This is a genomic window from Rothia nasimurium, from assembly GCF_035916755.1.
Classification (GTDB): domain Bacteria; phylum Actinomycetota; class Actinomycetes; order Actinomycetales; family Micrococcaceae; genus Rothia.
This window is the reverse complement of the sequence record NZ_JAYWIX010000003.1, coordinates 233,418-255,566: the sequence shown is the minus strand read 5'-3', so window position 1 is coordinate 255,566 and position 22,149 is coordinate 233,418. Positions and strand designations below refer to the sequence as shown.

The window sequence follows — 22,149 nt, the reverse complement described above, 5'->3', positions numbered from 1 at the left end:
TAGACCGCATATAAGGGGCGGGCCCACCGTATCAAACGGTGGGCCCGCCCCTTCTTTTTCTCTGCTTCTTGCTGTGGCGAGGCTAGGGCAGACCGATCTCGTCGTCCCTGCCGACAATGTTGATTGAGGTGGTCTGGGTGGGCGCAGCTTCCGCGCGCTCAGCCGCCAAGGCGCGAACCCGCTTGCAGACGGCCAGCCAGCCGATGACCAGAATCGGAACCACCAGGGCCATGGCCGCCAGGGCGTAGGTGCCGATGGGGTAGTCGAAGGCAATCAGAACCAATACACCTACCAGGAAGGCCATGGTGAGCCAGTTGGTGACGGGCGCTAGGGGAGCCCGATACTCGGGGCGGACGCGCTCGCCCCGGCGGGCCATAAGCACAAAGCGCTGGTGGGGTAGGGTGATGGCCATCCAGCCAATCACGATACAGACGGCAGAGATGTTCAGGACGATCTCGAAGGCCTCGGAGGGCTTCCAGTAGTTAATCGCCACACCGAGCAGGGCTACCGCGCCGGTGAGCAGGATACCGCCGATTGGCACGCCCGACTTGCTCATAGCCCCGGTGAAGCGGGGAGCTGAGCCGTTCATAGCCATGGAGTGGGTGATACGGCCGGTGGAGTAGAGACCCGCGTTCAGCGATGAGGCCGCTGCGGTAATGACCACCAGCTGCATGATGGGGGCAGCGTAATCGACCCCGATGGAACCGAAGAAGGTGACGAAGGGGGACTCATCAGCCGAGTAGGCGTCGTAGGGCAGCAGCAGGGAGAGCAGCAGCACGGAACCCACATAGAAGAGGGCTATACGCCAGACCACGGTGTTAATGGCCTTGGGGATGGCCTTTCGGGGGTCTTTGATTTCACCCGAAGCGGTACCAACCAGTTCGATACCGGAATAGGCGAAGATAACGCCCTGGGAGACCACCAGGGCAGCCAGCAGGCCGTTGGGGAGGAAGCCAGACTCAGCGATATGGGTAAAACCCACGGGGGAGCCGGTGGGGGTGCCGAAGATGACGAAGAAGATGCCGATGATCATGAAGAGCACCAGGGAACCGACCTTAATCAGGGCAAACCAGAACTCGAGCTCACCAAAAATCTTGACCGAAATCAGGTTCATCGAGACCACCACGACAATGACGATGAGCGCCACCACCCACTGGTCAATCTGCTCGATAGCAGGGATGTACTGGCCAAACCAGTTGAAGTAGATAGCGATAGCGGTCGCATCAACAATGGCGGTAGCGGCCCAGGAGAACCAGTACATCCAGCCAACGAAGAAGGCCCATTTTTCGCCGTAGAATTCGCGGGTGTAGCTCACGAAGGAGCCGGACGAGGGGCGGTAGCTGACCAGCTCACCCAGCTGCCGCAGAATCAGGTAACCGAAGAAACCGGCGATAGCGTAGAGGAAGATGAGGGAGGGGCCGGCATCGTGTAGACGTCCGCCCGCGCCGAGAAAGAGGCCGGTTCCGATGGACCCGCCCATGGCAATCATCTGAATCTGACGGGGCTTGAGCCCCTGCTGGAAGCCCTCTTGCTCGTGGGCGAAGGACGGCACGTCAGCGTGCTGCCCTGTGGGGGTTGGGGATATCGACAAAAGTCTCTCCTTAAACAGAAGGGTTGGTTCTGCACCCGCAACCAGCTGATCAGCAGTAGGCTGGTTGCAGGTGAGAATGCACAGGGTCTATTCTGCACCTGATATGTTCAAGGTGTGGGCACCACGCGGTGCATATTTTTTCATTTTTTGAAAGGCGGAGTGAATATGCCGGAATTACCCGAGGCTGAGGTGGTGCGCCGGGGCCTAGCCGGGCACATCCTCGGTGCGGTGCTGGAGCGGGTGCAGGTAGTGGACGGACGCTCGGTGCGGCGCCACGAGGCCGGGCCGGTGAACTTCGAGCGGCTACTGACGGGCTTGCGTGTGGCGGATGTGGCCAGACGCGGCAAGTACCTCTGGCTGCTCTTTGAGGGCAACGAAGAGTTCGCCCTGGTTATTCACCTGGGCATGAGCGGGCAGGTACTGCTCAAAGCCCCTGACCTACCGGCAGAAAAACACCTCAAGGTGCTCGTAGATCTGGCCGGTGCAACCGATGAGAGCGGGCGCGAAGCCCCGCTCACCCTGCGCTTTGTGGACCAGCGTATCTTCGGCGGCATGTTTGTAAGCCCCCTGCTACCTGTGCACAACGCCGCCGGTGAGCTGGTGCCGGGGGCGTCCGCGTCCGCCCTGGGCCTGCCCCTCATCCCGCAGGCCGTTGCCCACATCGCCCGCGACCCGCTCGACCCCCACTTCGACTTCGGACAGTTCAGGCGCACCATGCTGGGCACCTCCACCGGCATCAAGAAGCTCCTGCTCGACCAAAGCGCCATTTCAGGGGTAGGCAACATCTACGCCGACGAAGCCCTATGGCGGGCCAGACTGCACTACGCTAAACCAGCCAAGAGCATCCCCGCCTCAACCGCCCGTGAACTGGTGGACGCCGCGCGCACCGTCATGCGTGCTGCCCTAGCCCAGGGCGGCACCAGCTTCGATGCCCTCTACGTCAACGTCAACGGGGAATCGGGCTACTTCGACCGGTCCCTCAATGCCTACGGGCAGGCAGGGCAGCCCTGCCCCCGCTGCCTAGAGGCGGGGCGCACCTCGCTGATGGTGCGGGAGCCCTTCGGAGGGAGGAGCTCCTACCGGTGCCCGCATTGTCAGAGAAGGCCCAGAGGAATGTGACTGCATCAGACGGCAGGCAGAGCGCCTAGGCCAGCAACCCTCTTGGTCTCGCGCGGGGCGCTCGCCCAATTCACCGCCAGCCCCGGTCCAGCTGGCTGTCGGCGCTCTGCCTGCCTATTTGAGATGAGCTAGTTAGTAGTTCCTACGAATCTCCGTCCGTAGAAGTCGCCCAGCCGTTCATACCCATCCTCCAGGGAGACGGTAGGGGACCAGTCCAGGAGTTCCCGGGTGGTGCGCTGATCAAACCAGTGGGCGGTGGACAGCTGCTCGGCTAAGAAAGAGGTCAGGGGGGGAATCTGCCCGGGGGCGAAACGGGCCCAGGCCTTTTCCATCACCAGACCCAGCCCATAGGCCACGGACGCCGGCAGCGAGTAGGCCGGGGGTTTGACGCCGCAGGCGGTACACATACCGGCGATAATCTCACCGACAGGGCGGGGCTGGCCGTTGGTGACTACCAGGGGCACCCCGCGAATCGCTTCCAGGCGCTGGTAGCCGCGCACGAAAGCGTCCGCCCCGTTATCGATGTAAAGGGTGTCAATCATGGCGGTTCCCTGGTTGAGCAGGGGCAGGCGGCCTGCGGCGGCGCGGTCTAGGACGCGCTCCACCAGCTGGGTATCGCCGGGGCCCCAGACAATGTGGGGGCGCAGCACACCCACCCAGAAATCGTCCGCATCGTAGCTCAGGGCCAGCAGCTCAGACTCGGCCTTAGACCGGGCATAGTTACCGCGGGCCTGGTCGGGGCTAGCGGGCGGGTTACCTTCACCCACGATGGAGGCTCCGGTGTGGGCAACTGAGGGCGAAGAGGTGTGCAGGAACTTGCCGATACCGACTGCGCGGGCAGCCTCAAGCAGGGTGCGGGTGCCCTCGACGTTGACCTGCCGGTAATCCTCCCATTCCCCGACCACAGACACCTTAGCGGCCAGATGGATAATCCCCTGAACACCGGTAACAGCCCGGCGCACCGCCAGCTGGTCGGTGAGGGAACCCTGCACCTGGTCAAAGCGGTCGGCCAGGTGGGTGGGGAGCATCTGGGCGATACCGGAGTCCCCGCGCTGGAAAGCTCGTACCGCATAGCCTGCCCGCAGCAGGGCAAAGACAACCTCACGGCCCAGAAGCCCAGAGGCTCCGGTGACCAGCACCCGCTCAGACCGGGCGGGCTGGCAGACTTCGGGGGTGAGCGGACGCAGCGAACCTACCACGCGATAACCCCCTTGCCCAGACGGGCCTTTTTCCCCTGGAGGAGCTGCTGGGCCCAGGCGGCAAGCACCGGGCGGTCAATCTTCGAGTTGTGCCTCACATCGGTGGGGTGTTCAGCAACCACCAGCACAGCCGATACCTCTACACCGGTCTCAGCCAGTACCTGCTCCCGCACCCGCTGGGCTAGGTCAGCCGGAGCCAAACCCTTGCGGGTCTTCTTGCCGCGGAAGGTGGGGCCAACCTCGGCCACGATCAGGACGGACGCCGCCCCGGCCGGGCCGGTAGCAACAGCGGCTGCCCGGCGCACCTCGGCATCGAGTTCGGCAGCCTGTTCCAGGGCAACCGGGGTGAGCACGCCCTGGGCGGTCACCAGCACATGGGCAAGACGGCCCTCGACCCACAGGCGTCCACTGGCATCGAAATGCCCCACATCGCCGGTACGGTGCCAGCCGGGGGTGGCGCTGGACGCGCGTTCGGTGATCCAGAGGGTGTCGTAGCGGTCCTTGATGTGCGGGGCTGCTACCAGAATCTCACCGGTGATACCGGGGTCGGTAGTAACCTCGGTTGAGGCGGTTCCATCCGACAGCAGGGGAGCGATCTGCAGGGCAGCCCCGTGCACGGGGGTGCCAACGCAGACACCGCCGCCAGCACCGAGGAGCCCGGTTGCCGCGTCCTGCTCAGCCTGCTGAATCTGGGCATAGGAGACGTCGGTGGTGGGCAGGGCCTCGGTCATGCCGTAGGGGGTGTGCAGGGAGGCTGCCGGGAGCAGTGTCTGCAGGCGGGCCAGCAGGGGAGAGGTAATGGGAGCCCCAGCGGAGAGCAGGGTGGTGACCTGCCCCAGGGCTGCCTGCTGCTGGCTGCTCAGCCCATCGACGGTCTCGAGTACGTTCATCAGGGCTGCCGGGGAAGCAAAGACCGTGGTTGCCCCGATTGCACCGGCAGCGGACGCCAGCGCGGAAGCGGTCAGGGTTTTGGGCTTGGTGACGTCCATGGCCGGGGTAACTGAGGTGGCTCCCAGAGCCGGGCCCAGTAGGGCGAAGGGGGCGAAGCCCGCCACCAGACCGCTGCCGGCGGCCAAGTCGTAGGTGGCAGCGATGGTATCCCGCATAGCTGCTAGCTGGCGGTGGGTGTAGACCACGCCCTTGGCCGGGCCAGTGGAGCCTGACGTGTAGAGGATGGCGGCGTCCGCATCGGGGTCAGGGGCGGCTACCGCAAAAATCTCAGGGGCTGTAAAATCATCGACCGCACCCACTACACCCAGGGCCCGGGCGGCGGCAGCGGGGAGGGAGCCGGCTGCAATGCGCTGGCCGGGCCAGCCCAGGGTACGGGCCAGGGTGAGGGCAGCAGGTATACCGATGAGCCAGGACGGGCGTGCCCCCTTGAGCGCGCGCGTCAGGCCCGCAGCGCCCAGGCCGGTATCGGCCACAACAATCACGGCCCCAATCTTGAGGCAGGCGTAGATAAGGGTGGTGAGCTTAATACCGGGTGGTACCAGCAGATTGACCCTGTCGCCGGGCTTCACCCCGATCCTGTGCAGGCCAGAGGCAACCCGGTCTACCTCGGCAGCCAGTTCAGCCCATGAGAGCTGGGCGGCTACCTCGGTGCCGTCTCCCTTGCTGCTCATATCAACGATAGCCAGGGTGGTGTCGTCCGCCCGGTCTGCCAGCTCGGCTCCCATGGGGCGGTAATGAGCGGACGCCGGCACCCGGTCAGCGCGCGCAGTGAGGTGGAGGTCCCGCTGGGTTGTGCCGGTGACGAAGTGCTCGGTTAGCCAAGCCAGAATGGGGCTGGCGATGTCTTCATCTTCGGCAACCAGGTGGCTGGCGGTTTCAAAACGGTGAATGTCGGCCTGGGGCAGGCGGGTAGCCAGGTCGGCCATGTAGCGGCGCTGGAAGACCGGGTCTTTAGTGCCCCAGAGCATGAGGGCAGGTACATCGAGCTCGGTAATGCCCTCGGCAATAGAGACCATGGGGCGGTAGCTGGCAGCCGCTTCGGTTGCCGGTATATCGGCCACGAAATTTCGTACGCCCATCCGGTGCTCGGCGGTGGTGTAGGGCAGCTTGTAGGCCTTCTTGACCGCAGCATCAAGCCCGCCCTGGGCCAGGCCCAGAGTCACGTCGATAAAGGCGGTCGATTTTTCGGTCGCCCAGGAATGTAGAGCGGGGTTGAGGGCCGCCTGCAGGGCTACCGGGATCTTCTCACCGGCGTCATGAAAAACAGCGGTATTGGTCAGCATGACACCCGAGACGATCTCCCGGTGGCGCAGGGCCCACCCCAGCGATATTAGCCCGCCCCAGTCATGGGCCAGCGTGACAAGGGGCAGCTCGGTAGTATCAAGTCCAAGTGTGGCTGTAAAATCACCGAGGTCAGCGATCCGGTCTGAGAGCGAGCGGGTCAGACCGGTGCGCTCCGAATAGCCCATATCGAGCTGGTCTACCGCTACCACGCGCCAGGGCTGCTTGGCATCAGTGGCGGCAGCGATGACCGACCGCCAGAGATAGGACCAGGTAGGGTTACCGTGCACCGCCAGTACGGTACCGACCGGGGCGCGCCCGGCGGCCTCGAGCGCCGGGCCGTTATCGAGGTAGTGCCAGCGGCGACCGACCCCGATTTCTTCTACCGGGGCGGACGAGGGCACCTGCAGCTGGTGGGACCAGGCAGGGTCAACGCCGGGCCAGAGGTCAGGAACAGGAGTGAGCTGAGAAACGGTCATAGTGGCTCCTACCAGGTGATTTCCATGAGAGCGGTGTTCAGGCCGGAGCCAACACCCATGCAGAGAATACGGTCACCGGCTACGAAGTGGTCGCTTTCCTCAGCCAGGGTCATGGGAAGGGCGGCTGCTGCCACGTTACCCCAGACCGGGAAGGTCAAGGGGATGCGCTCGCGGTCGATACCGACGGCCTCAATAATGGCGTTGGTGTGGGCGTTAGAAATTTGGTGGGTTACATAGGAGCGCATATTGCCCCAGTCCCAGCCATTCTGGTGGGCTTCCTCCCAGGCCTCAGCTACCAGCTGCAGGCCGTGCTTGAGCAGACCGGCTGCGTCCGTACTCATCCCCTGGTCGGCTTCACCACCAATGCAGAGATTGCGGTGCTCGGTTCCCGCGCGGGAGACCGAACCGATAATCTTGTGGCCCGTCGGGTGCAGGTCGGAGCGGCCAATGACGGCGGCCGCGGCTCCCGAGCCCAGGGTCAGGGTGGCGAACTGGGCCAGCACGTCGTCTCGGGTTGAATCGGGGCGGTTGAGATGGCGCAGGGCGGTGGCGTGCCAGGGGGAGGGGTCTTCACCGTCGACGATGAGGGCGTAGTCGATGGCCCCGGCATCAATCATGGTGGCTGCCACCGTAATACCGTTGACGAAGCCCAGGCAGGCGTTGGTGATATCAAAGTTCAGGGCGTGGCGGGGCAGGCCAAGACGGTCGTGAATACCCACAGCCACGGCCGGTTCAAAATTATCGCGGGTAACCGAGGTGTTAATAATCAGCCCGATCTGTTCCTTGCTGATGCCGGCCTGGGCGATAGCCTGCTCAGCAGCCTGCACCGCGCCGTCCTCAAAATGCATGGAGGGGCCCCAGGAGCGGCGCTCGCTAATGCCTGCCAGACGTTCCAGCAGGCCCTTGGGCATCTTAAGTCGTTTGTAGGTGGCCGCTAGCTGCTCGTCAAAGTAGGAGCTGGTGACGACCTCCGGCGGTAGTACCTTGGTTACCGATAGCAGGGAGGCGTTCTTGTGGCGAATATCTGAATTAGCGGTCAATCTACTCTTCTAGCCTTAGTGCGGACTGGGGAAAGCCCTTATTTGAAGAAACAGGGCACTTTTTCAATAATATGCCCCGGCGGGGCAGGTGCGGTGATTGATGGCGCGGGTTCATCTCACACCGAACAGGGGCGCGGGGCTGCGGTAAAGTGGTAAGCCGACCCAAACCCGTTTTTACTCAATCGATGGGGCCCACCACTATGTACCTAAAATCTTTGACCGTGCGCGGCTTCAAGTCTTTTGCATCGGCTACAGTGTTTGAGTTTGAGCCGGGCTTGAATGTGCTGGTGGGGCCGAACGGGTCGGGTAAGTCGAACGTGGTGGATGCCCTTGCCTGGGTGATGGGTGCCCAGGGGGCTAAGCAGCTGCGCGGTGGCGCCATGAGGGACGTCATTTTTGCTGGTGGTGGTTCCCGCGGTGCGCTGGGGCGCGCCAAGGTTGAGCTGGTGATTGATAACGAGGACGGTGCCCTGCCGTTGCCTTATGCTGAGATTCGGCTTTCGCGCACCATGTTTTCTGCTGGTGGTTCTGAGTACGAGATTAACGGGGAGCCTGCCCGTCTGGTTGATGTGCAGGACCTACTGGCGGACGCCGGTGTGGGCCGGGAGCTCTACACCCTGGTGGGGCAGGGGCAGGTCGATAAGATTTTGCACGGTACCGCTGATGACCGCCGTGAGCTGATTGAGCAGGCTGCTGGCTTGCTTAAGCACCGTAAGCGTCAGGCGAAGACCGCGAGCAAGCTTGAAGATTTGAAGACCAATCTTGACCGGCTGGAGGATCTAGCCGGTGAGCTGGCTGAGCAGCTGGAAGGACGCCGGGAGCAGGCTGACGCGGCCCGGGCAGCGAGCGAGGTGGCGGGCCGTGTTCGTAGCTTGACCGCTGATCTTCTGACTCACGATGCACGCGCCATGATGCAGGAGCGGCAGGCTGAGCAAGCCGCTGGCCAACAGGCTGAGGCTGCCCGCCTTCGGGCGCAGGAGCGTAGCCGCACCCTCGAGGGGCAGTTGGGGGAGCTGGCCGAGGCCCGGCAGGTAGCCCAGCAGGCTCTAGATGAGACCACCCAGCGCCGTACCTCCCTGAAAGAGGTTGCCCACCTGGTGGAGACGGTTCAGCTGGTGGCTGCTGAACGTTTGTCTGCTTCCCACCAGCAGGAAGAAGACCAGGACGCCGCCACCCGCCTGGATTCGGCCCAGCAGGCCTGTGCCCGGGAGGAAGGAAATCTTGAACGGGCCCGGGAGGCGGGGAAAGCAGCTGAAGAAGAACGTACTGCTGCTCACTCTGCCCTGGAAAAGGCCCAGGCGGAGCAGAGCATAGCCCAGCAGGCGCTGGCTACGGCCGAGCAGCAGGTGCGGGACTATAAGGAGAACCTGTCGCAGCTCACCGCCCAGCTGGCTACCGCCCGCGTAGCTTTTGAGCGAGCCGGTGAAGAGGCCGCCCGTCGAGCAGCTGAGTATGCAGAGGCTAAAGAGCAGGGGGCCTCAGCCGGTGCTGATACCGAGCGGGCCCAGGCAGCCGTGAACGGTTACCGGGAGCAGCTAGAGCGGGCCGAAGCCGAAGAAGAAAACCTGCGTCTGGCGCGGCAGCAGGCGAGTGAAACGGTGGAATCCAGCCGCAAAGAGCTACATCAAGCTCAGGTAAAGCTTCATGCTGCTCAGGCCCGATACGAGGCCCTTGAGGCAGCCTGGCAGCATGATGACGCCGAAAGTGGCGATAGTGAAGGCCTCCGCCAGCAGGCCCTGGAACGGGGAGCGCAAGAACTTATTTCTCTACTTAAGATTGAAGATACCTGGCAGGCTGCTGTGGCTGCTGCTCTGGGCCCCTATCTGAGGGCCCTAACCCTGACGAGCGGTGAGTCCCTACCTGCTGGAGTAACCCAGGTTTATTCCCTTGAGGGTAACATTGAGCAAGTTGACCTGCTCGAACTATCTTCATCTCAAGCTAAGGTTTACCAAGCTCGCCCGCTAGCGGACGTCCTGACCGCACCGCAGGCCCTCAGCCGCGCCCTCACCGTGCTCACCGCCGATACCTACCTGACTCCCGATCAAGAAGCCGCCCGCGCCCTGGTTATTGCCCACCCGGGCGTCCGCGCCGTGACCACCGACGGTACCGTGCTGACCGCAGGCTCAACCCTCTACCCCTCCCAAGAGCGGCCCCTGACTGAACGCTACGCTGAACTTACCCGAGCTCAACAGACCCACCGGGAGCTTGCCCAGCAACTGGAGCAGGTAGAGAGCGCCCACCGGCAGGCTGAAGAAGCACTAAAGACTGCTCAGGAAGCTGAAAAAGCCCAGGCCCGTACCACCGGTTCACTCACGGCCCAGCTAGCTGCCGCCCGGGCAGACCTTGCCACTCTCACTGGCAGGGCAGAAAGCTCACAGGCAGCCCTCGAACGTCTGCAAGAAGCTGCCACCCGCGCCGAAGAAGCCCAGAAGGAGACTCAAAGGCACGTGGAGGCCGCCCAAGAGGCCCTAGCTCGGGTGCGCAGCACCGAACCCCAGGCAGACAGCGCTACCCTGCGCGAGGCCGTCCGCACTGCAGAAAAAACCCTGGTCGAAGCCCAGGAGACTAAAACCCTCGCCGAAGCCACAGCAACCTACGCCCGCGAAAAAGAGGAGGCAGCCCAGGCCCGCCTCACCCAGGCCCAAGAAGCCCTTGCCGCCCTCGAAAAGGCTGAGGAGGCTCGTCAGCTGCGCCAACAAGAGGCCGCTGACGCCGGGCATCGTGCCCGCAGGGTAGCTGCCTGTGCCCGGGCACTGGCGCTGGCCCTCGAACAGGTGGAGAGCCAGGAGAACGAGGAACACCGCATGGCCCTGGCCCGAGCCGAGCAGGCCCAGCAGGCCCTCACTGCCACCCGCGAAGAACTGACCGGTGCCCAGACCTCCCTGGCTGCCGCCCTGACCCTGCAGGCTGAATCGTCGGCCCAGGGCGCCCGCGTTGAAGCCCGCTGGGAAGCCCTGACCCAGCGGGTAGATAGCGAATTGGGGCTCAGTCTTGAGGCCCTGCTAGAGAGCCACAAGGCCAGCGACCTGCCCAGGGAGGACATCGAGACTGACCTGGCGGTAGCCGAGGCAGAGCTGGCCCGCCTGGGGGCTATCAACCCCCTAGCCCTTGAAGAGTACGAGGCTCTCGAACAGCGCCATAGCTACCTGCGCCAGCAGATTAAAGACATCAAGACCTCGCGGGCAGACCTGCGGGCTGTGATGAAGGATGTGACCGGCCAGATTGAAACCTCTTTCAGCCGGGCATTAGCCGATGTTCAGGTGGAGTTCAGCCGGATTTTCGCCCTCCTCTTTCCCGGCGGCCAGGCCGAACTGGTGCTGGCCGACCCCAATGACCTTGAACACAGCGGGCTTGATATCCGAGTGACACCGGCCGGTAAGAAGGTCACCCGTCTTTCCCTGCTTTCTGGTGGCGAGCGCACCCTGGCTTCTCTGGCCCTGCTCCTGGCGGTTTTTATGGCCCGCCCTGCCCCCTTCTACGTGCTGGATGAGGTAGAAGCAGCGCTTGATGACCGTAACCTGGGCCGTCTGCTGGAGGTGCTGGAGCAGCTGCGGGAGAAGTCCCAGCTGCTGATGATTACCCACCACCAGCGCACCATGGCCCAGGCCGATACCCTCTACGGCATCACCATGCGGCAGGGTGTTTCAAGCGTGCTCTCGCACCGCCTGGCGGACTAGGGTAGCTACTTGCCGGTGTAGCCTTCGTCGGCTATGTCTGCCGGGAACTTGGGGCGGTAGCCGGGGAACCAGCCAACAGCCGCAAGAAGAAGCAGAGCACCGGCCACGATGAAAGCGGGGAAGAAGCCCCAGGCGTCGATGATAAAGCCAGCTACGAGCGGGCCGACGATCAGTCCGATGTCTGAGACCATCTGGTAGTAGGCCAGGGGCTGGCCGCCTGAGCGCTTGTTGCCCACAATATCTGAGACAGCAGCCTGCAGGGAGGGTCCGAGCAGGGCCGAGGCAATGCCCAGGAGCACAGCAGCCCCCACAAAGACAACGGGGTTAGTGATTAGGCCAAAGACGATGGTGACGATACCTGCCAGAATCAGCCCGGAAAAGACCATGGGGCGGCGGCCAATCTTATCGCCCATCTTGCCCGAGTAAATCTGGACCAGGGCGTTACCGGCTGCGTAGGTGGCCAGAGTGAAACCTGCCAGCTTGGCTCCGGCAACGGCGGCGTCGTAGCCGGCTTCACCGGCGTGCAGATTAGCCAGGAGGGCTACGGCGGCGAGGGGAACCACCGTGGACTGTAGGCCGAAGACACTCCACCCCACCGCCAGGTTGGTCACGAGGGCTGCCTTAAAGTTGGTGAACTTGAGGGCATCAGCAAGTTTGAGTTCGGGCTTAGGTACGGCAATACCTTGGGTGTTGAGGTTGACCTCTTGCGGCTCGTCCTTGAGCTGGGTGAGCACCACAAGGGCCGCGCACAGGAGCATTGCCGCATAGACAAAGAAGGGCGCCCGCATACCCAGGGACGAGGCAGCTGCCCCCAGAACAGGCCCCAAAATATTGCCCAGCAGGAAGGATGTAGCAAAGTAGCCCGAGACCTTACCCCGAATTGTCGGGGGTGAGTTGCGCACTAAGATACCCATGGCGGCCACGGTGAACATAACCGAGCCGGTGCCACCGATAATGCGGGAGGCAATGAGCATGGGGTAGTTAACCGAGAGTCCGGCTCCGATGGAGCCCAGCCCCACAATAATGAGGCCCGCTGAGTAGATGCGGCGCTCGCCGAAGCGGGAGATGAGGCGCCCGGACGCCGGTGCGAAGGCCAGGCGCGAGAGGGCAAAGGCTGAGACGACGAAGGTTGCTGCCATGGCTCCCACATCGAAGCTGCGGGCAAAGCCGGGGAGCACGGGGGCGACCAGGCCGTAGCCGAGGGCAATGAGGAATGAGGCGGCAATCAGGACCTTAATTTGGGTTGGCACCTTGACGGTTTCGGCGGTGCGGGGCTTTTGGCTGCGGCTTTCCTGCCGTACCGATTCGGGGATGACGGGAATGGCCCCGGTGTCCATGGAGGGGGTTGGAATGTGGTTGCTCATGCGCTTGTGTTCTGCTGCTTCTATGCTGCGTGTATCTGTCTGAAAAGTATCTTAGCTCACAATGCCTGCCGGTGCGGGGTAGCAGTGTGTAGAAGTGCATTCTACTCCCATTGCTGGGGCTGTATGGGGCGGGGAGAATATGGCAAGCTAGAAGGGTGAATGATTCTCTAACTCTCATTGTGTACATACTTCTCGGTGTGCTGATTCTGGGTGGTGTGCTCGCGGTTCTGCTGCGCGGCCCTAAAGCCCCTAAGGAAGGCTACGAGGCCACCCGCGATGCCGATGACCTCCCCGCAGATAGCGCTGACGGTCCGGTCACCGCTATCGAGCGTCCGGCGTCCGCCCAGGGGCGCCTGGTGCGCCTGCGTGCCCGCCTCTCACGCTCCAACAACCTGCTGGGCAAGGGCCTGCTAGCCCTGCTGTCCCGCGACAGGATTGACCAGGACGTCTGGGATGAGGTCGAAGAGACCCTGCTCCTGGCAGACCTGGGTGCCGAGCCCTCAGCCCGCCTGGTGGAGGCCCTGCAGCAGCGTGTGCGCGTGGAGGGTACTGAGAATCCCGCCCACGTCAAGCAGATGCTACGTGAGGAGCTTCTTTCAATCGTGGGTGAAGATACCGACCGCTCCCTGGCCCTGGACGGTACCGACGGCAACCCCGGCGTGGTTCTGGTCGTTGGCGTCAACGGCGTAGGTAAGACCACCACCGTGGGCAAGCTGGCCCGCGTGATGGTCGCTGAAGATAAAAACCTTTTGCTGGGTGCAGCCGATACCTTCCGCGCGGCGGCCGCCGACCAGCTTCAGACCTGGGGCGACCGCGTAGGGGTCGACACCGTCCGCTCCGATAAGGACGGCGCCGACCCGGCTTCAGTTGCCTTCGAAGCTATCCGCAAGGGCAAGGCCCGCGGCGTCGATACCGTCATGATTGACACCGCCGGACGCCTGCAGAACAAGGCCGGCCTGATGGACCAGCTGGGCAAAATCAAGCGCGTGGTCGAGAAAGAAGCCCCGGTCACCGAGGTGCTCCTGGTCATTGACGCCACCACCGGCCAGAACGGCATGATCCAGGCCAAGGTCTTCTCCGAGGTCGTTCAGATTACCGGTATCGTGCTGACTAAACTGGACGGCTCAGCCAAGGGCGGCATCGTGGTCGCTATCCAGGAAGAGCTGGGCGTACCCGTTAAGCTCATCGGCCTGGGCGAAGGCCCTGACGACCTGGCACCCTTCGAGCCCGGTGCCTTCGTTGACGCCCTCCTCGACTAAAGCGCAACCTGAGTTTATCTAGAAACCGGGGGAACCCTCGAAAACTTTGGGGTCGACGGGATGACGGTCTCAGAAGCCCAGGGCTACGGACGCCAGCACGGGCACGTATTCGTACCGGAGAACACGGCGTATCCGCCATCTCAGCACAAGCGACCTACAAATCTAGGGCAGACCCATGGTTTCGTGGGTCTGCCCTAACTTTTTGCGGGCTAGGCAGGAAATCTAGTAGGCAAGGGGCGGACGTGGATCAGGACGGCGGCGGGGGAAGGCCGGGTAGACTAGGGGGCATGAAACTTGTCTCCTGGAATGTTGATTCACTCAATGCTGCACTCACCAGTGAGTCGGCCCGTGCCCTGCTCTCCCGCGATGTCTTTGCCTCCATCGCCCTGCTGAACCCCGACGTCCTTGCCCTGCAAGAAACCAAGCTCTCAGCCAAGGGCCCCACCAAGAAGCATCTCGAAGCCCTGCACGCCTACTTCCCCGACTACAAGATCGCCTGGGTATCTTCCGACGAACCCGCCCGTAAGGGGTACGCGGGCACTATGTTCCTCTACAAGCAGGAGCTAGAGCCCACCGTCACCTACCCCCGCCTCTCTGCCCCCACCACCATGGATTCCGAAGGGCGCATGATTACCCTGGAATTTGAGGACTTCTACGTCACCCAGGTCTACACCCCCAACGCTTCAGACGGCCTGCGCCGCCTGCCTGACCGCCAGGTCTGGGACCGCCTCTACGCCGACTACCTTGCCGGCCTGGACGCCACCAAACCTGTGCTTGCAACCGGCGACTTCAACGTTGCCCACACCGAAATCGACCTGGCCAACCCCAAGGCTAACCGCCGCTCACCCGGCTTCACCGACGAAGAGCGCGAGGGCTTCACTCAGATCCTCTCCCGGGGTTTTACCGACACCTTCCGCCACCTGCACGGGGATGTCACCGGAGCCTACACCTGGTGGGCCCAGCGCTCCCGCACCTCCAAGATCAACAACACCGGCTGGCGCATTGACTACTGGCTGGTATCAGACCGGGTCGCTGAGAAGGTGCGAGCCTCAGAGATGATTGATTCAGGCCCGCGCCAGGACCACACCCCGATTCTCCTCGATATCGACCTGGGCTAGGTAAAAGCAGGTCTATCAGTTAGAAGCCCGAGGGCCCCTGTAACGCCAGGGACCCTCGGGTTTTGCTGTGTCCAGGTGATGGGGGCAGGACGGTCCTTTAACAAGGGTGAACTGATATGTGAGAAAAACCGGGGTAAATGTTTAATGTTTTTAAAGTTTTAGAGCGGTAGAAACTGCAGAATCAGGCATCAGCAGGGGAGCGGCGGAGGCTGCACCCGTGTATTCTCGGGCTTTTTAATGCGTGGATTATTTCGGCTACGTTTCGCCGACTCTTTGCTGCGGACGAGCGGTGTGTTGCCCAACTTGATGTGACGGGTGCGACTAAATATACTCAACTCAACACGTCAGTATATGTTGGGCATCACAAGCCTGGCAGTATCTGTAAAGGCTCACACACAATGTTCGTTACCCAGAAAGAGTTCGCCTCATGATTAAGTATCTGCTGAGGCGAGCAGCTATCTACGCCGTTATGATCTTCTTAACGACGACAGGTGGCTACTTCCTCGCCGTTACCTCACTGAACCCCGCCCTGCTTGAACAAGAGCGCATACCCCGCCCCACTCCTGAGCAGATTCAGCGTAACTTCGCCGCCCTGAACCTTGACCCCACCATGAGCGCCTGGGACCGCTATGTTCAGTGGCTGACCAACGTTGTTCTGCACTGGGACTGGGGCCGCAGCCCCAACGGCGCCTACATCAACGCTGAATTCGGTCAGCGAGTGTGGGTATCAACCCGCCTCTACCTGGTGGCTGTGATTCTCTCCCTTATCATCGGTGTAGCCCTGGGTGTTTATTCAGCAGCTCGTCAGTACAAGTTCTCTGACCGTGTGATTACCGGTTACTCCTACCTGGTTTACATTCTGCCGGCCCCTATCGCCTACTTCCTCGTGCAGCTAGGTGCCATTGGAATCAACAGCACCGCAGGGGAGCGGGTCTTCTTCGTGACCGGTATTTCCTCGCCAGGCCTCACCCCGGGTAGCGTCGAATACTGGGTAGACTTGGCAGCCCACTACATTGTGCCCACCTTCTGTATCACGATTATGAGCTGGGGCAGCTACCAGATTTCCCAGCGCCAGTACCTGCTCGACAGCGTCAACGCCGACTTTGTGCGCACAGCTCGCGCTAAGGGCCTTACCCGGAACCAGGCCATTCGCCGCCACGCCCTGCGGGTCTCCTTCATTCCTGTAGCCCAGTCTATTGCCTTCACTGTTCCGGCGATTTTTACCGGAGGCTTCTTTGCAGAGATGATCTTTGCCTGGCCCGGTATTGGCCTCTGGTCAATTCAGTCGATCAGCGCCCAGGACGTCAATGCAGCGGTGGCAACCCTGGCATACGGCTCCTTCATCTTCGCAGTTGGCGCTATCATCGCTGATATTGCCACCACCATCGTCGATCCCCGAGTGAGGATCTCATGAGTAATTCACCCTCCATCAATAGCGACAATCTCACCGGCATCATCACCAGGGTTGACCAGGCTAATGCTGATTTCGAGATCATTAGTAAGAACAAGATTATCTTCCGCCGCTTTATGCGCAATAGGGCCGCTGTCTTCGGGTTGGCCGTCTTCCTGCTCGTTGTAGCCTTCGGCCTTTTCGGTGGTATCTTCGCCAAGTGGGACACCACCACCATCGACCCCTTCTATATCTCTACTGGCCCCAGCGCCGAACACTGGTTTGGCACTACTAGCGCAGGCACTGACCTCTACGCCCAGATGGTAGAAGCCGTTCGCACCTCGGTCTTTATCGGCCTGATCGTTGGCGGCGTATCGGTTATCTTCGCAGCGGTCTATGGTTGCTTGATGGCTTACTTCGGTAGCAAGATCGATAAGACTTTGCTGTTCGTCCTTGAAACCCTCATCATGGCCCCCAGCCTCCTGGTTGTAGCTATCGTTATCAACGGTGCAAGTGGCCAGGGTATTCGAGATAACCTGCCCGGTTGGCTGATCCTCACTATCGTGCTCCTGATTTTTGGCTGGATGTACACCGCCCGTGTTATTCGAGCTATGGCTATGTCACTTATCTCCCGTGACTACGTTAAGGCCGCCCGCTACATGGGTGTGCATCCCATGAAAATTATCTGGCGCCACCTGGTTCCCAATCTGGGCTCACTCATGGTGCTTGAATTTACCCGCGGTATCACCGCAGCAATTCTGGCTGAGGTATCCTACACCTTCATCGGTATTGGCGTGAAGTACCCTAACTTCTCCCTAGGTTCTCTCATCGCTCAGGCATCAAGCCAAATTAACACCCTGCCCTGGATGTTCTGGATTCCCCTGCTGTTCTTCTTCCTCCTAGTTGGCCCTCTGGCCCTGATGAATGACGGCTTGCGCGATGCCTTTGACCCCACCTCTCTGTCCGTTGGCAAAGTTAAGAAAAAGAAGAAGTAAATGAGCACTACACCAGTACTGAGCGTTAGAGACCTCAACGTCAAGTTCAATACCGAGAACGGTATTGTGCACGCGGTGCGCGGCATTGACTTCGACCTTTACGAAGGCAAGACGCTGGGCATCGTGGGCGAATCTGGCTCGGGTAAGTCAGTTGCCTCTATGGCGATTATGGGCCTGCACCCCACCACCGCAGATATTACCGGCTCCATTAAGTACAAGGGCGCTGAACTACTGGGCCTCACCGATAAGCAGATGTGCGACTACCGTGGCAAAGAGATTTCCATGGTCTTCCAGGATCCGCTGTCATCGCTCACCCCGGTCTTCAACATCGGCCACCAGCTAGCTGAGGTGCTTAAGGCCCACAACAAGGGTATGAGCGATAAGGCTATGCAGGCCCGCTCCGTAGAGCTCTTGCGTCTGGTCGGTATTCCCTCACCCGAGAGCCGTCTCAAGTCCTTCCCCCACGAGTTCTCCGGCGGTATGCGTCAGCGCGTCATGATTGCTATGGCCATTGCCAATGAGCCTCGCGTGCTCATTGCCGATGAGCCGACTACCGCGCTGGATGTCACCATTCAGGCCCAGGTTCTTGAGGTCATGCAGAAGGCTCAGGAAGAGACCGGGGCTGCAACTATTATGATTACCCACGATTTGGGCATCGTGGCCGGAATGGCCGATGAAATTATGGTCATGTACGCCGGTAAGGCTGTAGAACATGCAGCTGCTACTGACCTCTACAAGAAGCCCTCTATGCCCTATACCATCGGCTTGTTGGGGGCGGTCCCGCGTGTGGATCGAAAAGAAAAAGTATCCCTGGTCCCCATCGAGGGTACCCCGCCCAACCTGCTCAAGCCCGTGGTGGGCTGCTCCTTCGCGGCCCGCTGCCCGGTGGCTACGGACGCCTGCCTCACCCAGGAGCCGGAGCTCAAGTTGATTGCCGGTACCGGCGAGAACCACCGCTCAGCCTGCTTGTACGCAGAGAAGTTCGTCAACGAACGTCCTGAGCAGATGTTCCCTGTGCCCCCCATCCCCGTCTCTGCCCTCGATAGCGTACCCCGCGAGGAGCGCGCCAGCGTGCTTGAGGTGAAGAACGTCAAGAAGTTCTTCCCCCTCACCAAGGGCGCCCTTGTCAAACGTCGTGTGGGCACCGTCAAGGCCGTTAACGGGGTTAGCTTCGATATCCGCGAGGGTGAGTGCTTCTCGATCGTGGGTGAATCGGGCTGCGGTAAGACCACCACCCTGCTTGAAATTATGGAGTTTTCCAAGGACATCGACGGTGAAATCGTCATTGCAGGTGTCTCCAACAAGCAGGGCCTACGCGGCTCCGAACTCAACGCCCTGCGTAAGAACCAGCAGATGGTTTTCCAGGATCCAACCGGTGCCATTGACCCCCGCTTTACTGTCTACGAGATTCTAGCTGAACCCCTTGAAAACCAGGGCTGGGCCGTTAAAGATATCAAGCGGCGAGTATTGGAGCTGATGAAGACGGTTGGCCTGCAACCTGATCATGTCAACCGCTTCCCCAATCAGTTCTCAGGTGGCCAGCGTCAGCGCATTGGTATTGCCCGCGCTCTTGCGGTTAACCCCAAACTAGTGGCCCTCGATGAGCCGGTCTCTGCTCTAGACGTTTCAGTGCAGGCGGGTGTCATTAACCTGCTGGAGCAGCTACGGGTGGAGTTGGGCCTGAGCTATCTGATGGTTGCCCACGACCTGGCTGTGGTCCGCCACGCTTCTGACCGGGTAGCTGTTATGTACCTGGGCCGCGTGGTTGAGATAGGTGATGTGGATGAGGTCTTTGATAACCCCGTCCACCCCTACACCAGGGCCCTGCTCTCTGCTATTCCTGTGCCTGATCCTGAGGTCGAGGCAAAGCGCGAGCGTATTGTGCTGGAAGGCGATCTGCCCACCCCCGTGAATGCACCGGAGGGCTGCGCCTTTGCAACCCGCTGCCCTGTCTTCAAGCTACTGCCAGAAGATAAGCAGAAGAACTGCACCGCAAATGTGCCTGTTCTAAGCCGGGCGAGTGAGGACCACCAGTACGCCTGTCATTATCCTGAACACGAAGTTGCTATGAGCTAAATTACATGTATAGTATGTAATTGAAATCACTTCAAACCCACTTTTGCCCATCCTCTTTACAAAGGAGAAGAGAGAATGAACAAGAACGTAGTTCTGAACCGCCGTACCCTGCTCTGGGGTACTGGCATTCTGGGAACCACCGGCCTACTGACCGCTTGCGGTGGCTCAGGCTCCAACACCACCAGCGCTGCAACCGCCAGCATGGCAGCGGCCGGTGATGAAATTAAGGTCGAAATCAACGAGCAGGACGTCGCTAACTTGCAGACCGGTGGCGTCGTCAACCTGCCCGTTAGCTCCCTGGGCCCTGATTTCAACATCTCCTCCCAGAACGGTAACTCAGCAAATAACAGCTTCGTTCTCTCCACCTTCCACACTTCGATGACCAGCGGTATCTGGCAGTCAGACTTTGAAGGTAGCCCCAGCATCAACCCTGACTTCTGCGAGTCTTATGAGTCCGAAACCGTTGATGGTGTGCAGACCATTCGTGTGAAGCTCAACCCCAAGGCTAAGTTCAATGATGGAACCCCCATCGATATCGAGTCTCTGCGTACCTCATGGAACGTCTTCAAGTCCACCGAGGGTGACTACAATATTGTTACCTCTGGTATGTATGAGTTTGTAGAGTCCATTGAGGAAGACGGTGATGCTTTCTCCGCAGTTGTGACCATGTCACAGCCCTACTACCCGGCAGAAAACCTCTTTGGTACCCTGCTGCACCCTGCCATGGCAGATGCCGAGGTCTTCAATAACGGTTGGACAGATAACCCCAACCCCGACTACGGCGTAGGCCCCTTCAAGTTGGAAGAATGGAACTCAGCAGAAAAGCGCCTTTCCGTTGTTCCCAATGAAAACTGGTGGGGTACTAAGCCTATTCTGGACCGCATCACTTTCCGCCAGATGGAAGCTACCGCAGCCCGTGCAGCCTTCCGCAATGGCGAAATTGATGCAGTGGGTGCCCGTACCCTGGCGGCCTACAAGGACGTTGAGGGAACTCCCGATGCTGAGCCCCGTCGCGCTCTGCGTCTCTTCTCCGGCGGTTTGAACCTCAACCCTGCTCGTATCCAGGACGTCGCCCTGCGCCGCGCTATCTTTGCAGGTACCGACCGCAAGGCACTCTCAGATATCCGCTTCCAGGGTCTGAACTGGACTGAAGAGACTCCGGGCTCCATGCTCTTGCTACCTGTTTCCGAGTACTATCAGGACAACTTCCCCGAAGAGCGCGGTGTTGAGGCGGCTCAAAAGATTCTGGAAGATGCCGGTTACACCAAGAACGGCAACTACTACGCTAAGGACGGCGCCAATGCCAGCTTCCGCGTAACCAACTTTGGTGACGACCCCGGCTCAGCTGCCCTGGCTCAGACCATGGTTGAACAGATGAAGGCCATCGGCATTGAGTGCTCTATCGACCAGCAGCCCGACGCTAACTTCACCTCGGTGGTCGGTAACAAGGAATACGACATGACCTTCTCAGGCTTCACTGTTGGCCCCGATGCAACCTCAGTAACCCGTCAGTTCTACCACTCATCTAACCTCGACGGTGCTGCAGGCTCTGAGGAAATCGACACCATGATTGCCGATATGGAAAAGATTGAGGACGACGCTGAGCGTAACGCAAAGTGCAACGAGATTGAAAAGAAGTTCATGGCCGAGTTCGCAACCCTCGGTACTGTCTTCAACGGCCCCGATATCTACTACTGCAAGACCAAGCTGGCTAACTACGGTGCAGCTATGTTCGGTGGTCCCTCCGCGAACCCGCACCTCTGGGCTCGTGTGGGCTGGATGAAGGACTAAATTCATCTAGTCTAGAAAACTCCCAGGGCAACCCCTAACTTGCCCCATCACCTAATGCAGGTGGTGGGGCAAGTTGTTTGTTTAATCTGGGGTGTTATCTCGGTGCACTGTTACTCCTGTGGGTTGGTGACCAGGGGAGGGGCTCTGAAGATGCTGAAACATCAGAAAAATTTAGAGAAGCTAATCTATTTCTGACAAAAATACTCAGTTCTTACGGGGCCATTATGTGAAATACGGGTTGAAAAAGAGTTACAGTGGCATGAATTGCCCACTAGGGTAGCCCCAATCACATAAAAGGTGTGGTGAACATTAAGTTCTGCTTATCTAAGGGTGGCATCATGAATGCTCGAATGAACCTCAACCGCAGGTACTTTTCCTCGTTTCAGGTGTAGCCGGTATGACCGGTCTCCTAGCTGCTTGCGGCGGCAATAGCAATACCTCAAGCACCGAAACCGGTTCGGCACTCACAAGCGGTGACGATATCTCAAAGCTCGTTGCCATCAACGAACGTGACCGCGCAAACCTGCAGGAGGGCGGCGTCCTCAATCTTGCCGTGGCCACTGAGATTGAGAAGAAGCACATGGCAGAGGATGCCACCATGATTCCCATCATCAACGGCCCTGAAATCTGGTTCTGCAAGACCAACCTGGCTAACTACGGTGCCTTCCTTTTTGCCCGCCCTTACGCCAACCCGTCCGCCTACATCAACACCGGCTGGGTCAAGGAATAGGCCCAACGCCTAAGTTTCCATCTTTTCGCCGGTTTTCGACGGTTTAGCCGTTGAAAACCGGCGAAAGTGTCGAAACAGGGATTCTGACT

General features: G+C 60.5%; 14 protein-coding genes. 9 read left to right on the top strand and 5 right to left on the bottom strand.

Translation table 11 applies throughout. The features are described from left to right. Positions 1-82 precede the first annotated feature (82 nt). Positions 83-1,591, bottom strand: a complete 1,509-nt coding sequence (locus tag VSX42_RS04850) for an amino acid permease (protein ID WP_418950768.1) — start codon at positions 1,589-1,591, stop codon at positions 83-85. A 165-nt stretch (positions 1,592-1,756) separates the two neighbouring features. Between VSX42_RS04850 and mutM the strand changes: the two genes are divergently transcribed. Further along, the gene (gene mutM, locus VSX42_RS04845) at positions 1,757-2,710 is read left to right on the top strand and encodes a bifunctional DNA-formamidopyrimidine glycosylase/DNA-(apurinic or apyrimidinic site) lyase (protein ID WP_326503215.1); all 954 of its coding nucleotides are present in this window, start codon (positions 1,757-1,759) and stop codon (positions 2,708-2,710) included. Positions 2,711-2,838: 128 nt separating this feature from the next. On the opposite strand, the gene VSX42_RS04840 is transcribed toward mutM, so the two are convergent. From VSX42_RS04840 to VSX42_RS04830, 3 genes are read right to left on the bottom strand one after another with little or no spacing between them, the layout of a single operon-like run. Then, on the bottom strand, positions 2,839-3,909 hold the full coding sequence (locus VSX42_RS04840; protein WP_326503214.1) for an NAD-dependent epimerase/dehydratase family protein: 1,071 nt from the start codon (positions 3,907-3,909) through the stop codon (positions 2,839-2,841). Beyond that, on the bottom strand, positions 3,903-6,620 hold the full coding sequence (locus tag VSX42_RS04835; protein ID WP_326503213.1) for an alpha/beta fold hydrolase: 2,718 nt from the start codon (positions 6,618-6,620) through the stop codon (positions 3,903-3,905). Before VSX42_RS04835 ends, VSX42_RS04840 begins: the two co-directional genes overlap by 7 nt. Positions 6,621-6,628: 8 nt before the next feature. Continuing rightward, positions 6,629-7,660, bottom strand: coding sequence for a 3-oxoacyl-ACP synthase III (locus VSX42_RS04830; RefSeq protein ID WP_326503212.1), 1,032 nt, complete (start codon positions 7,658-7,660; stop codon positions 6,629-6,631). 200 nt (positions 7,661-7,860) lie between these two features. On the opposite strand from VSX42_RS04830, the gene smc reads away from it, so the two are divergent. Beyond that, positions 7,861-11,337, top strand: a complete 3,477-nt coding sequence (smc, locus tag VSX42_RS04825) for a chromosome segregation protein SMC (protein ID WP_326503211.1) — start codon at positions 7,861-7,863, stop codon at positions 11,335-11,337. A gap of 5 nt (positions 11,338-11,342) precedes the next feature. On the opposite strand, the gene VSX42_RS04820 is transcribed toward smc, so the two are convergent. Then, the gene (locus tag VSX42_RS04820; protein ID WP_326503210.1) at positions 11,343-12,701 is read right to left on the bottom strand and encodes an MFS transporter; all 1,359 of its coding nucleotides are present in this window, start codon (positions 12,699-12,701) and stop codon (positions 11,343-11,345) included. 155 nt (positions 12,702-12,856) lie between these two features. On the opposite strand from VSX42_RS04820, the gene ftsY reads away from it, so the two are divergent. From ftsY to VSX42_RS04785, 7 genes are all read left to right on the top strand, one after another. Then, complete coding sequence (gene ftsY, locus VSX42_RS04815; RefSeq protein WP_326503209.1) at positions 12,857-13,960, top strand: signal recognition particle-docking protein FtsY; 1,104 nt, start codon at positions 12,857-12,859, stop codon at positions 13,958-13,960. A 287-nt stretch (positions 13,961-14,247) separates the two neighbouring features. Continuing rightward, positions 14,248-15,078, top strand: a complete 831-nt coding sequence (locus VSX42_RS04810; protein ID WP_326503208.1) for an exodeoxyribonuclease III — start codon at positions 14,248-14,250, stop codon at positions 15,076-15,078. A 427-nt stretch (positions 15,079-15,505) separates the two neighbouring features. Continuing rightward, entirely contained in the window at positions 15,506-16,492 is a 987-nt protein-coding gene (locus VSX42_RS04805; protein WP_326503207.1) for an ABC transporter permease, read from the top strand. Beyond that, positions 16,489-17,463 (top strand): ABC transporter permease, encoded by a 975-nt coding sequence (locus VSX42_RS04800; RefSeq protein WP_326503206.1) that lies wholly within the window; start codon positions 16,489-16,491, stop codon positions 17,461-17,463. Before VSX42_RS04805 ends, VSX42_RS04800 begins: the two co-directional genes overlap by 4 nt. After that, positions 17,464-19,539: an ABC transporter ATP-binding protein gene (locus VSX42_RS04795; protein ID WP_326503205.1), complete on the top strand. Its 2,076-nt coding sequence runs from the start codon at positions 17,464-17,466 to the stop codon at positions 19,537-19,539. A 75-nt stretch (positions 19,540-19,614) separates the two neighbouring features. Continuing rightward, positions 19,615-21,330, top strand: coding sequence for an ABC transporter family substrate-binding protein (locus tag VSX42_RS04790; RefSeq protein WP_326503204.1), 1,716 nt, complete (start codon positions 19,615-19,617; stop codon positions 21,328-21,330). Positions 21,331-21,727: 397 nt separating this feature from the next. Further along, positions 21,728-22,060 (top strand): hypothetical protein, encoded by a 333-nt coding sequence (locus VSX42_RS04785; protein ID WP_326503203.1) that lies wholly within the window; start codon positions 21,728-21,730, stop codon positions 22,058-22,060. Positions 22,061-22,149: the final 89 nt, after the last annotated feature.